Raw genomic sequence first — 12,232 nt, 5'->3', positions numbered from 1 at the left:
TGAGCGTTCCGACCGCCCCTATAAAAACGTCACAGCCTAATCTTCAGATCTGATAACGGGTGGCGGAGGGGAACACGCGGAGAGACGGGAGGGGCGGAGAGAACGGGACCGAACACCGCCGCGGATCCGGCGATCAGTCGCCGAGAACCGGGACGCCGGAGAACTCGACGCTCGTCCCGCCGTCGCGGCAGGCCTCGAGCGCGTGTTTGGCGGCGAAGCCGGCCTCGTGGGCGGAGGCGCCGCGACCGACGCCGACCTGCAGTTCGATGTCGGCGTCGTCGGCCACGTGCGCGACCGCGTCGGCGAAGGCCCGCTCGGGGAGGTCCGGACAGACGGCGACGACGTTGTCGCCGCCGACAAAAAACGAGAGGGCGCCGTGGGTCTCGCGGAGGTACCGCGTCAGCGAGCCGTAGGCGCGCTCGACGTTCAGGAACGTGTCGAACTCGTTGAGGCGGTCGGTGTACTTCCCGGTCACGTTCACCACGTCGAAGTGGGCGATCTGGAGGTCGGACGGGTCGGTCTCGGTGAGGTAGTCGCCGGCGAGCACCTCGGTCCGGTCCTCGTCCTGGGCGCTCCCCTCGGTCTGGAGCAGGCGGTTCGCGGCCTCCAGGGCGTCGATCGGTCGCTCGGCGACGCCCGTCCCGAGACTGACGCTCACGGGGTAGCGGTTCCCGATCGACTCCTGGAGCGCCGCGTGGGCCGCGCCGTCGAGCCCGTTCGTCACGGCGATCATGTTGTCGTACCGGGTGGAGAAGACGTAGGCGTCCCGCGGACCCATGAACTGGGCGATATCGGCGAAGAGCCGCGACTGGAGCGCCTGGAGGTCCATCTCCCGGCGGGGCTCCGGCGTCACCGTCCACGGCCCGTAGTTGTCGATCTGGACCAGCGTCACCTGAGTCGTCGTCACAGTGACCGTCGGTTGGGAGCGACCCCGCTTTACGCTTCCGTTATCCCGAAGCTGGAACTGGTCCCGAATGTGAAACGAGGGGCTCGAACTGCGGACGGCGTCCCGGAGCGAATCCCCCGGGCGCCGCAATCCCTACGGCGGTGGCGCCCCGATCCGGTCCATGGAGTTCAGCGGCGCCGTCCTCGACGTGGACGGCACGGTCGTGCGAGGCGACGATCCCATCCCGGACGCGCCGGCGGGCTACCGCCGGCTCCGCGAGGCCGGGATCGAGACGCTGTTCGTCTCGAACAACCCGACGAAGGCCCCGCCCGCGTACGTCGACCGACTCGGCGCCGCGGGCTACGAGGTCGACGCGGACCGGGTGTTCACCGCCGGGACCGTGACCACGCGGTACCTGCGCGAGCGCCACGCGGCCGACGAGCTGCTGTGTATCGGCGACCCGGGGCTGGTCGACCAGTTCGAGGCGGCCGGGCTCGCGACGACCGACGACGTCGACGCTGCGGACGCGCTCGTCGCGTCGATCGACCCCGAGTTCCACTACGACGACCTCTGTACCGCGCTGTGGGCGCTAGAGCGCGACATCCCCTTCATCGGCACCGATCCCGACGTGGTCATCCCGGCCCCCGAGCGCGACGTGCCGGGGTCCGGCGCCGTGATCAACGCGATCGCGGGGGTCGCCGAGCGCGAGCCCGACGCGGTGCTCGGGAAGCCCTCGGACACGGCGATCGAGATGGTCCGCGAGCGGCTGCCGTACCCGCCCGAGGAGTGTCTCGTCGTCGGCGACCGCCTCGACACCGACATCGCCCTCGGCGAGCGGGCCGGGATGACCACCGCGCTCGTGCTGTCCGGCGTCACCGACGAGGCCGCGGTCGCGGACGCGGGGGTGTCGCCGGACTATGTCCTCGACGACCTCGGCGACATCGACCGCGTCATCGGTTGACGACCCAATCGGCGATCCCGTCTCTGCGCCGCTTTCGACGCCGATACGTCGGACGATCACTTTCACGACGTGGACAACACTTATCAACGACAACGTCTACCTCACGGACATGAGAGAGGTTGCCTCACACGAGGATCGGACGGCCGACGACGAGGAGGACCCAGAAGCGGCCGTCCGCGTGATCGAGGGGCACGCGGTCCAGTTCAACGAGTACCGCTACTGAACCCCGGAGCCGGCGATCCGGCGCTCGGCGGCGCCACCCTCGTGATCGCCAGACGGAGAGAGCGTACTCCGGCGACGGCGACGGGGCGGTGTCGGGACCGTTAAGTGCGCGTCCCGGGTACCCGACGGTGTGATACGGAGGCTTCGACGGGCGAGTGTCTTCGCCGCGGTGGCTGCCGTCGCCGTCCTCGCGCCGGCGCTCGGCGACGCCGCCGCCGTGCCGTTCCTCGCGGTCGCCGGCCTCGCCTTCTTCGGGGTCCGCGACGGCGTGTGGTTCGAGACGCTCGCCCTGCCCGGCGACCGCGAGGAGGAGCGCCTCTACGGCTTCGTCGCGTTCGCGCTCGCGGCCGCCGGCCTCGCGCTGTTCGCCTCCCTCCCCCGCGCGCCGCTCCCGTACGAGGCGTTCGCCGCGGCGACCCTCGCGGTCGGCGGCGGTCGCCTCGGCCGCGCGGTGGTCGCCGAGCGCTCCGCCGACGAGTTCTCCCTCGTCGCCGGGTACGTCGCCGGCGGGACGCTCGGCGCCCTCGCCGGACAGGTCGGCGTGCTGCTCCAGACCGACGGGTCGGTGCTCGTCGACGGCCTCCCGGAAATCGCCTTCCTCGCGGCCGTGGCCGCGCTCGGGGCGGCGCTCGTCAGGTCGCTCGTGTTCGACCGGGACGCGCACATCACGGTCATCCTCGTCGCGTTCGCCGTCTGGGGGTTCGTCGCGGTGGAGCCGACGGTCACCGTCCCGCTCGTCGCCTTCGGGCTGGCGGTGACCGGCGCACTCGGCTACGTCTCGTTCGCGCTCGGGACGGCCTCCGTTCCCGGCATGCTGACCGGGGTGTTGTCCGCGCTGCTGGCCGTCGTCCTCGGCGGTGTCGGCTGGTTCGCCACGCTCATCTCGTTTTACGCGATCGGCGGGTTAGCGTCGAAGTACCGCTTCGACGAGAAGGCGGACCGCGGCGTCGCCCAAGAGAACGAGGGCGCCCGCGGCACCGGAAACGTGCTGGCGAACTCCGCGGTCGCGCTCGTCGCCGTCGTGGGCTACGCGGCGACCGCTCACGTCGGCGTGCCGGGCGCGCTCTTCGGCTTCGCGTTCGCGGGCGCGACCGCGACCGCGATGGCCGACACGCTCTCCTCCGAGATCGGCGGGCTCTTCGACGGGCCCCGGCTGGTGACCACCCTGCGACGCGTCGAGCCGGGGACCGACGGCGCGGTGACGTGGCAGGGCGAACTCGCCGGGCTCGCGGGCGCGCTGCTCGTCGCCGGTCTCGCCGCGGTCGGGATGCCGGTCGGCGACGCGGTCGCCGGCGGCGGGATCGTCGTCCTCGCGGGGGTCGCGGGGATGACCGTCGACAGCCTCCTCGGCGCGCTGATCGAGGGCGAGCGGATCGGCAATCAGGCGGTGAACTTCCTCGCGACGCTGTCGGGGGCGACCGTCGCGGTCGCCGCCGCCGTCGCGCTCGGGGTGGGCGCGTGAGATGACGGGCGGCGAGGACCGGCCGACCGCGGAGAACCCCCCCGCCTCGGATCCCAGAGTCCGCGCTGCCCGCCCGGCCGACGCCGCCCGGATCCGGGAGCTACAGGACCACCTCCGACAGCCCAACCCGGACTTACTGGAGTACGGGCTCGCGGTCGGGTCGGCCCTGGTCAGCGTCGCCGACGGCCGGGCGGTCGGCTACCTGCTGCCGGTCGACGCCCCGAACCGCCCCGGCGTCCACCTCGCCGAGCTCGTCGTCGATCCCGACTACCGCCGGGAGGGACGGGCTCGCGGGCTGCTCTCGGCCGTCATCGCCGACGCGGGTGGCGCCGTGACGCTCCAGGCGCACCCCGACAACGACGCCGCGCTGTCGCTGTACGAGGAGCTGGGGTTCGCGGTCGTCGACCGGCGGGCCGACGCGTACGCCGACGGCGACGCGCTGGTGTTGCGTCGGGGGTAGGGGGACAGACAAAAGGCCTATTCGAGCCCCGCGCGTCCGGCGAGACATGACCGACGCCGACGCGGGAGCGGGGGAGATCGAGGTCGACTTCGGCGACGACGGGCTCGTCCCGGCGGTCGCGCAGGACGCCGACTCGGGCGAGGTGCTGATGCTCGCGTACGTCTCGCCGGAGGCCCTCGAACGCACCCGCGAGACCGGCGAGGCGCACTACTACTCGCGGTCGCGCGACGAGCTGTGGCACAAGGGCGGCTCCTCCGGACACACCCAACAGATCCGCGAGGTGCGGGTCGACTGCGACGCCGACACCCTGCTGTACCTCGTCGACCAGAACGTGGGCGCGTGTCACACGGGCCACCGCTCGTGTTTCCACCGGACGATCGACGGCGAACACGTCGGCGAGCGCGTCTTCGACCCTGACGAGGTGTACTGAATGAGCGGCGCGGGGGCGACGACCGGCGCGGCCGACCCCGACACCGTCCGCGCGGCGGGCGAGGCGGCCGCGACGCTCCGCGAGCGCTACGACGAGCTCGCCCGGATCGAGGGGCGGATCGCCGACCTCGGGCGGGACCGGATCGAGGCCGCCGCCGACGCGTACCGCCGGGCGCACCGCGTGCTCGACCGGTATGAGGAGGACGCGGTCGGCACCGGCGACTTCGGCTCGTACGTCCAGTTCCGCGGGGAGTTCGGGGACGCGGTCGACGCCGACGACGACGCGCTCGCGGCCGACGCGTTCGCCGACGCGGAGGAGGCGGTCGACAAGCGCCGGCTCTCGGAGAGCGACTTCGCGGCCGCCCGCGAGGCGCTGGAGCCGGCCGGCGAGTACGTCGACCTGCTCGCCGACCGCGACGAGGCCCTCGACGACTACCGGGCTGCGCGCAAGGCCGCGCGGGAGGCGAAAAAGGCGCTCGACGCCCGGCTCGACGAACTCCGCGAGGTCGCCGACATGGCGGACGCCGACCTCGACGCCGACGTGGCCCGGCTCCGGAAACCGATCGCGTCGTACAACGACGCGGTCCGCGAGGCGTTCGACTCCTTTTATAAATCGGCGTCGGCCCGAGACGTGTTCTCATTCCTCGACCGCGCCGACGGCACCCCGTTCGTCGACGCGGACGTGCCGCCGACCGACCTCCGCGAGTACGTCGAGGAGTACGACGCGGGCGAGGAGCCCCTGCCGACCCTGCTGGAGTACGCCGACTACTCGAACTCGAAGCTGGAGCACTACGTCGACGACCCCGGCGCGCTCCGGACCGCGGTCGCGGTCCACCGCACCTACGTCGAGCGGCTGGACGCCGAGCCGCTGACGCTCGACTGGCCGCCGGCCGAGGGCGACGAGCTGGCCTACGAGATCGACGAGCTGATCCCCCTGGTCTCGCGGGTCGCCGACGACGAGACGGTGGCGTCGCTCCGGTCGATCCGCGATCTCGCGCGCGACGAGGCGTACGAGCGGCTCCGCCGCGCGGCCGCGGTGCGCGACGCGCTCGACGACGCCGAGCTGGCGCTGCTGGCGGAGGAGCGCATCGACGACCGCGTCCGTGAGGCGGAGCGGACCCTGTCGATCGCCGAGGACGTGCTGGCGGAGACGGAGCGGGAGTAGGCCTTTTAAGAAGCGGCGGACTCGCGGTGAGGCTTTTTAAGAACCGGCGGCGCGGACGTGCGGGCATGACCAGATTCGACGCCGCGACCGAGGGAGAGCGGTTGAAGCTGTTCGCCGACGCGGCCGCCGCCCACCGCGCCCGGTCGAGCGAGGTGATGACCGTCGACGTCGACCCTGACAGCGACACCACGGAGGGCGGGGAGGTGCCGCCGTGGATCCAGCTCGCTGGCACGGAGCTGATACTCGACTGCACCGACGACGAACTGGACCGCCTTAAGGACCTGCTCGGCGAGTTCCCGGAGTTCCGGATCGACGAGCTGGTAAGCCCGGAGGAGGCGGAGGGGACGAACGCCGTCGTCACCGCCCGCTCGGACGCGAACCGCGTCGCGGGGTTCGTCGAGCGCGCGTTCCGGGAGGTGTACGGGCTCGACGAGGACTACCGGGCGTGGGTGACGGCAGTTTAAGTGAGGAGGAGACGCCGAGCCCGACGGAAACGGCTATCCGACGGGGCACGCTCGGTCGGGTATGCCCACCGAGACGGAGCGGATGCTCGCCGGGGAGCCCTACGATCCGAACGCCCCCGAGCTGGTCGCCGACCGGGAGCGCGCCCGCGACCTCGCTCGGCGGTACAACGCGACGAGCGAGGCGGAGTCGGCGCACCGCGAGGCGCTGCTCCGGGAGCTGTTCGACGCGGTCGGCGACGACCCCGTCGTCGAGCCCCCGTTCCGGTGTGACTACGGCTACAACGTCGCCGTCGGCGACGGGTTCTTCGCGAACTACGGCTGCGTGTTCCTCGACACGAACCCGATAACCTTCGGCGACCGATGTCTGCTCGGGCCCGGCGTCCACGTCTACACGCCGACGCACCCGATCGACCCCGACGAGCGCGCGACGGGGGTGGAGCGCGCCGAGCCGGTGACCGTCGGCGACGACGTCTGGATCGGGGGGCGAGCCGTTCTCAACCCGGGAGTGGCGGTCGGCGACGGCGCGGTGATCGCCTCGGGTGCGGTCGTCACGAAGGACGTGCCGGACCGGGTCGTCGTCGGCGGGAACCCGGCGCGCGTGATCCGAGAGATCGAGTAGACCGCCCGTCGAATTCCACGGAACGGGGAGGAGCGGCTCGGTGTTCCCTAACCGAATACCGAACGGGCCGATGGACTGCGGGAGTGAGTGTTGCAGATGGGTAGTGGCGAGACGGTATTTCAACAGCCGTGAGCGGCGTCGACGACTACTTATAAAAACGGAGCGGTGGCGTGTGCCTCCGAGGCCGCTTTGCGGCCGAGGAGCACGCGCGAGGGAGTCGGCCGGCGCTTATAAGCGCCGGCCGACGAGGCTGGGGAGGCGTGAGGCTGCGGTCGGGTGGGACTCAAAGGGGCAGTCGCGAGGGCGAAGCACGGCGACGGAAGCACCGCAGGAACGAGCAACGCGAGTGACGAGGAGCGCACCAAGCCGCGCGAGTCCTCGCGACTGGGGCTTTGAAGCTGTTCACCGCAGCATCGTCGATCGCTTATAAAAACCCGCCAGCACCATCATAATCCGACTTATAAACAACCGACCCTCCGAAATGATTCACCTACTCCCGCCGTCGATCAAGAGGCGTCCTTCGCCGTGCGGTTCGGTTCGTTCCGGCAGAGCAGGGCGCCTCAGCGCCGCCGATCGAGCCGCCTCACGCGAACGTGTCGACGACCGTTCCGGTGTCCTCGCCGGTGGTGTAGTAGTAGCCGTCGTCCTCGGAGAGGGTTCCCCAGTCGGCCCAGCTCCCCTCGTAGTTGCGCACGTCGTCGAAGCCGAACTGGTCGAGGACGAACCAGCCGACCGACGCGCGGATCGCGGTCTGGCAGTAGGCGACCGCCGTCTCGTCGGCCGAGAGGCCGGCGTCGTCCAGCCACAGGGTCTCTAACTCCTCGGGCGACCGGAGCCGCCCGGCCTCGTCGTCGATGCTCTGGACGAAGTTGAGGTTCGTCGCGCCGGTGACGTGGCCGAACCGGTCGAGGTCGCCGCGCTCGTCTTCGCCCCAGTACTCCGCCGGCGAGCGCATGTCGAGGATCGGGACCGCGGCGCCGTCCTCGTCGACGTTGTCGGCGACGAACTCCCGGGTCGCCACCACGCTGGCGTCGAGGTCGGCCTCGTAGGTGGCCTCCTGCGCCTCGGGCGCCTCCGAGACCGTCTCGCCGCCGGCCGCGTCCCAGACCGTGAACCCGCCGTCGAGCAGGCTGACCTGCCCCTCGTGGCCGAGCGCGTTGAGCGTGTAGATGGCGTACGTCTCCCAGAGGTTCGACTCCGCGCCGTACACCACCACGTCGTCGTCCGCCTCGATCCCGGCCTGCGAGAGCGTCCACGCGATCGCCTCGGGGTCGGCCTCGAAGCCGTCCGGGGTCTCCTCCGCGTACGTGTCGAACATCTCCGAGTTGGAGAAGTGGTGCGCGCCGGGGATCCGGCCCTCGCCGAACGCCTCCTCGTCGCGGACGTCGAGCAGGCGCACGTCGTCGAGGTTCGATTCGAGCCACTGGCTGTCGACGACCGCGTCGAACTCGGCGGCCGCGGGGGTCGTGTACGCCGCCGGCTGTTCGCCGTCGCCGTCGCTCGACCCGAGACAGCCGGCCGTCGCCGCGAGCGCAGCGCCTGCCGAAGCCAACACCGATCGCCTGGATGTCCGCGTAGATCCGTCGTCCATCGATCGCGACTTGCGGGGCGCCCCCGATAACCCTGTCAGTCGAGGACCGTGTTACCGTCGGCTCCGACGACCGGTCCGTCGGCGTCCCCGTCACCGGACAGACTTGCGAGATCCGAGAGGGCCCCGCAGGCGGTCGGTTTCGTCCGGGACCGGTACGCCCGCGAACGGGTACCTACTCTCGGACGCCGACGACCGTGTAGGCGAACCCGCGGTCGACGATCCGAGGGTCGAACCCCGCGTCGGCGAGCGCGTCGGCGAGGTCGCCCGGCGTCCGGAACCGCGACGCCATCCCGACCGCGTGCTCGCTCGCGACGAGGGCCCGGCCGAGGGGGTGCGCCGGATCGAACTCTCGGACCACGAGCGCGCCGCCGGGGGCGATCACGCGCGCCGCCTCTTCGATCGCGGCTCGCTGGTCCGGCAGGTGGTGAAACGCGTCGACAACCGTCGCCGCGTCGACCGATCCGTCGCGGAACGGGAGCCGTCCCGCGTCCCCGGCGATCGCGGCGCGGTCGCGGTGCTCTCGGGCGCGGGTCAACATGCCGACCGAGGCGTCGACGACGGTTATCTCGGGGCCGGCGAGGGCGGCCGCGGCGCGCCCGGATCCGCCGCCCACGTCGAGCAGTCGGTCGATCGGACGCGTCGCGTGGGCGAGGCCTGCGGCCAGCGCTTCGCCGTCGGCCGGCGGCATGACCCGGTCGTACAGGGGGGCGATCCGGTCGAAGAAGCGAACGTCGCCGAGGCCGTGCATGGGTGCGCTCGGTCGCGGAAGGTCTTAAAAACCGGTCGCGTCGACCCCTCGTTCATTTAGGTCGGCGAGCCGTACCGGTCGGCATGGAGTACGCGTTCCTCGGCGGTCCGGACTCGGGGGCGACGCTCCGGCTCGACTACCGGGCGTTCGCCTACGCCGGCAAGTTCGTCGTCGGCGCGCCGGGCAAGGCGGTGTTGCGAACCCCGGACGGCTCGCCCGCGGTGCCGGAGTGGGAGCCGGACGAGCCCCTCCCGCCGACCGTCGAGGCGAGCGCGTTCGACGACGACGTGGTCGCGGCGGTCTCCTTCTCGCCGGACCGGACCGATCCGGACTGCTGTCGGCTCCGGTACGTCACCGTCCACGTCGCGCGCCGGGGCGAGGGGCTCGGCCCGCGGCTGATCGACCGGACCGTCGCGCGGCTCGCGGCCGACGGGTACGACCGGGTGAAGATCGCGGTCAACAACCCGTTCGCCTACGCGGCGCTGCATAAGTGCGGCTTCGCGTACACCGGCGATCGGACCGGGATCGCCGAGCTGGAGCTCGAACGCCCCGCGGCCGAGCCGGCCGCGGGAGCCGAAACCGGCGAAGAGGGCGAGCCGGTCGGCGACCGGTACCGGGCGGGCCTGCGCGCCTTCCGCGACGGCGACCGCGACCTCGACCCGGTGGAACGGGAGTTCATCGCGGCGCGGCTCGGGGACGGCGAGGCGGACGGGACCGGCGAGGAGTAGCGGCCCGTCAGTTCAGCGTCCAGATCCCGTAGTTGAGGGCGGTCGCGAAGCAGACCCACGCGAGGTAGGGGACGAGCAGGAGGGCCGCCCGCCGGTCGACCCGGTCGAACGCGGCGATCGTCGCGACGACGAGCGGGAGCAGGAGCCCGAGGACGACGAGCCCGAGGTCGGCGCGTTCGAGCCCCCAGAAGACCGGCGACCACGCGACGTTGACGGCGAGCTGGACGGCGAACAGCGCGAGCCCGATCCGGGCGTCGCGGGCGACCCTCGTGGGCCCGCCGCCGGGACCGTCCCCCTCACGCCCCCCGAGGTAGACGAGCGCGGCCGCGGCGCCGATGAGCGCGTAGAGGATCGGCCAGACGACGCCGAACGCCCAGTTCGGCGGGTAGTAGGCGGGCAGGTCGAGCCCGGCGAACCACGCGCTCTCGGTGGCGGTGAAGGGGACGCCGAGCGCGCCGATCAGGTTGACCGCGACCGCGGCGGCGACGACGAGCAGGGCGCCGCGGCGGTCGGGGAGGCGCGGAACAGCGGAGGTGGACATGTGAGTACTATACGCGCGCGACCGAGTTAAAACGACCTCGTGCGACCGGTTCAGCGCAACGGGACCCCGTGCGACCGGTTCAGCGCAACGGGACCCCGTGCGACCGGTTCAGCGCAACGGGACCCCGTGCGACCGGAGCGGAGCGCTCCGCGCGGCTAGATCACGTCGTAGTCCTCTCGGAACGTCTCCAGCGTCGCCGCGAGGACTCCGATGACGATCGGGCCGACGAACAGCCCGGTGAACCCGACCGAGTAGATCCCGCCGAACACGCCGAGCAGGATCACCGCCGGGTTCAGGTGGGCCTGCTGGTCGATGACGATCGGGCGCGCGTAGTTGTCCACCATCGCGATGACGAACACGCCGTACAGCGCGAGGAACACCCCCGCGGCCACCTGATCGACGGCGACGAGGTACGCCGCCGCGGGCCCCCAGACGAAGAACGCCCCGATCAGCGGCAGCAGCGCCAGCACCGCCATCACGAACGTCCAGAAGACGGCGTTCGGGATCCCGGCCGCCCAGAGGCCGATCCCCGCGACGAGCGCCTGTAACAGCGCCACGACGATGTGACCGATCACGACCCCGCGGGTCATCGCGTCGACGCGGTCGACGAGGTCCGCGGTGACGTTCGACGGGAGCGGGCTCGTCAGGCGGAGCCACCGCACGAACGCCGGTCCGTCGAGCAGGGTGTAGTAGACTAAAAACAGCGCCAGCGAGAGCCCGACCGACGCGCGGAGCGCGGTGGTGACGATCCCGCCGACCCCGCCGAACAGCGTGTTGGCGAGCAGCTGTCCGACGGCCGCGAGGACCTCGCCGACCTCGATCTGCTCGCCGGTGAGCGCCGCGATCTCCGCCTCGATGGCCGCGACGTCGATGTCGGTGTTCCCCCGCGCGATCTCCGTGAGGTCGCGGACGAACACCCACGAGATGTACGCGAGCGGCAGGATGACGGCGACGATCGACGAGACGATCAGCAGGAGCGCGGACAACATGTTCCCCAACCGTCGCGACAGGGACTCGCGGAATCGCCCGGCGAGCGCCCGGCGGAACCGCCGCGAGAGCCGTACGTGGAACGGGTAGAGGACGTACGCGAGGATCGCGGAGGCGATGACGTACTCGACGAACGGGCTGATGACGAAGAGCGTCAGGAGCGCGACCGAGCCGATGAGGAGGAGGAGAAACGATTGCCCGCGGTTCATGTCGGCCAATTACCCCGCCGACGTATAAACGTGGGCGGGGCTGGACCGACCGACGGCTCCCGGTCAGGCGCTCGCCTCGTCGTCGTCGAGCCCGGGCGCGGCGGACGGATCGACCTCCTCCGGCTCCTCCAGGTCGCCGCCGACGACCGTCTCCCCGTCGTCGGTCTCGACGTACACGTCGTCCGCGAAGCCGGCCAGCGCGTTCTCGTACTCCGCCGTCTCCAGCTTCTCGGGCGTCTCGGGGGCGTCGACGATCCCCTCGGCCGGTCGGAACTCGCCGAGCGGATCGTCGATCGTGATCCCGTGGTCGGCGAAGAAGGACTCGTAGCGCCGGTAGTGCGGCTCCAGCTCGTCGCCGGGGATCTCCATCATCTCGGTCCAGCCGTGGTTGAAGAAGTCGAAGTTGGCCTGAACGTGGGTGATCTCGCGGGCCTCCGCCTCCGGGAAGCCGGCCTCCAAGGCGGCGACGTAGGTGTCCATCGTCGCGTCGAAGAAGCTGTCGAGGTGGGCGCGACGCTCCTCGCGGCGGTCCTCGTCGGCCTTGTTGAGGAAGATGCTCGTGTGCAGGTCGACGAGCTTGTCGTTCGCCACGTCGCCGACGACCGGCGTCGTCAACGCCTTCTTGGCGGCCCAGTGACGGATGTTCTGCCGGATCTTCATGCCCCCGGTTGGGCCGGGACGGCCTTGAATGTGTGGCGCCGAACGCGTTCGAAACGCGGCTGACCGCCGCCCGTTTCGCGTCTCCGACGGACGAGGGCGA

The 12,232-nt window shown here is 71.4% G+C and carries 14 protein-coding genes; 8 read left to right on the top strand and 6 right to left on the bottom strand.

The window, feature by feature from the left end; translation table 11 throughout:
• Positions 1–133: 133 nt before the first annotated feature.
• Positions 134–907 (bottom strand): GTP cyclohydrolase III, encoded by a 774-nt coding sequence (locus CK500_RS13790; RefSeq protein WP_095637803.1) that lies wholly within the window; start codon positions 905–907, stop codon positions 134–136.
• 160 nt (positions 908–1,067) lie between these two features.
• Here CK500_RS13790 and CK500_RS13785 point away from each other — a divergent pair, with 160 nt between their 5' ends.
• The 7 genes from CK500_RS13785 to CK500_RS13755 all read left to right on the top strand — a co-directional run bounded on the left by CK500_RS13785 (position 1,068) and on the right by CK500_RS13755 (position 6,668).
• Complete coding sequence (locus CK500_RS13785; RefSeq protein WP_095637802.1) at positions 1,068–1,847, top strand: HAD-IIA family hydrolase; 780 nt, start codon at positions 1,068–1,070, stop codon at positions 1,845–1,847.
• A gap of 352 nt (positions 1,848–2,199) precedes the next feature.
• Complete coding sequence (locus tag CK500_RS13780) at positions 2,200–3,531, top strand: DUF92 domain-containing protein (protein ID WP_198951571.1); 1,332 nt, start codon at positions 2,200–2,202, stop codon at positions 3,529–3,531.
• Between the two features lies 1 nt (position 3,532).
• Positions 3,533–3,991, top strand: a complete 459-nt coding sequence (locus CK500_RS13775; protein ID WP_095637801.1) for a GNAT family N-acetyltransferase — start codon at positions 3,533–3,535, stop codon at positions 3,989–3,991.
• Positions 3,992–4,037: 46 nt separating this feature from the next.
• Positions 4,038–4,421 (top strand): phosphoribosyl-AMP cyclohydrolase, encoded by a 384-nt coding sequence (gene hisI, locus CK500_RS13770; protein WP_095637800.1) that lies wholly within the window; start codon positions 4,038–4,040, stop codon positions 4,419–4,421.
• On the top strand, positions 4,422–5,585 hold the full coding sequence (locus CK500_RS13765) for a DUF7118 family protein (RefSeq protein WP_095637799.1): 1,164 nt from the start codon (positions 4,422–4,424) through the stop codon (positions 5,583–5,585).
• 65 nt (positions 5,586–5,650) lie between these two features.
• On the top strand, positions 5,651–6,049 hold the full coding sequence (locus tag CK500_RS13760; protein WP_095637798.1) for a hypothetical protein: 399 nt from the start codon (positions 5,651–5,653) through the stop codon (positions 6,047–6,049).
• Between the two features lie 61 nt (positions 6,050–6,110).
• Positions 6,111–6,668, top strand: coding sequence for a sugar O-acetyltransferase (locus CK500_RS13755; protein WP_095637797.1), 558 nt, complete (start codon positions 6,111–6,113; stop codon positions 6,666–6,668).
• Positions 6,669–7,251: 583 nt separating this feature from the next.
• Here the strand turns inward: CK500_RS13755 and CK500_RS13750 are convergent.
• On the bottom strand, positions 7,252–8,259 hold the full coding sequence (locus CK500_RS13750; RefSeq protein WP_198951570.1) for a sulfurtransferase: 1,008 nt from the start codon (positions 8,257–8,259) through the stop codon (positions 7,252–7,254).
• 172 nt (positions 8,260–8,431) lie between these two features.
• A complete protein-coding gene (locus CK500_RS13745) occupies positions 8,432–9,007 on the bottom strand; it encodes a class I SAM-dependent methyltransferase (protein ID WP_095637795.1) in 576 nt (191 codons plus the stop codon).
• Positions 9,008–9,090: 83 nt separating this feature from the next.
• Here CK500_RS13745 and CK500_RS13740 point away from each other — a divergent pair, with 83 nt between their 5' ends.
• Positions 9,091–9,735 carry a GNAT family N-acetyltransferase gene (locus tag CK500_RS13740; RefSeq protein WP_095637794.1) on the top strand — a complete coding sequence of 215 codons (645 nt, stop codon included), beginning with the start codon at positions 9,091–9,093 and terminating at the stop codon, positions 9,733–9,735.
• Positions 9,736–9,742: 7 nt separating this feature from the next.
• On the opposite strand, the gene CK500_RS13735 is transcribed toward CK500_RS13740, so the two are convergent.
• The 3 genes from CK500_RS13735 to CK500_RS13725 form a co-directional block, all read right to left on the bottom strand.
• Positions 9,743–10,276, bottom strand: coding sequence for a TspO/MBR family protein (locus CK500_RS13735; RefSeq protein ID WP_095637793.1), 534 nt, complete (start codon positions 10,274–10,276; stop codon positions 9,743–9,745).
• Positions 10,277–10,431: 155 nt separating this feature from the next.
• Positions 10,432–11,472 (bottom strand): AI-2E family transporter, encoded by a 1,041-nt coding sequence (locus CK500_RS13730; protein WP_095637792.1) that lies wholly within the window; start codon positions 11,470–11,472, stop codon positions 10,432–10,434.
• A gap of 63 nt (positions 11,473–11,535) precedes the next feature.
• Entirely contained in the window at positions 11,536–12,132 is a 597-nt protein-coding gene (locus CK500_RS13725) for a DUF6149 family protein (protein WP_095637791.1), read from the bottom strand.
• Between the last annotated feature and the right edge of the window lie 100 nt (positions 12,133–12,232).

The sequence above is a fragment of the Halorubrum salipaludis genome (genome assembly GCF_002286985.1).
Lineage (GTDB): Archaea > Halobacteriota > Halobacteria > Halobacteriales > Haloferacaceae > Halorubrum > Halorubrum salipaludis.
Note: the sequence above shows the minus strand (reverse complement) of the source record. Positions and strands in the feature narration are given on the sequence as shown.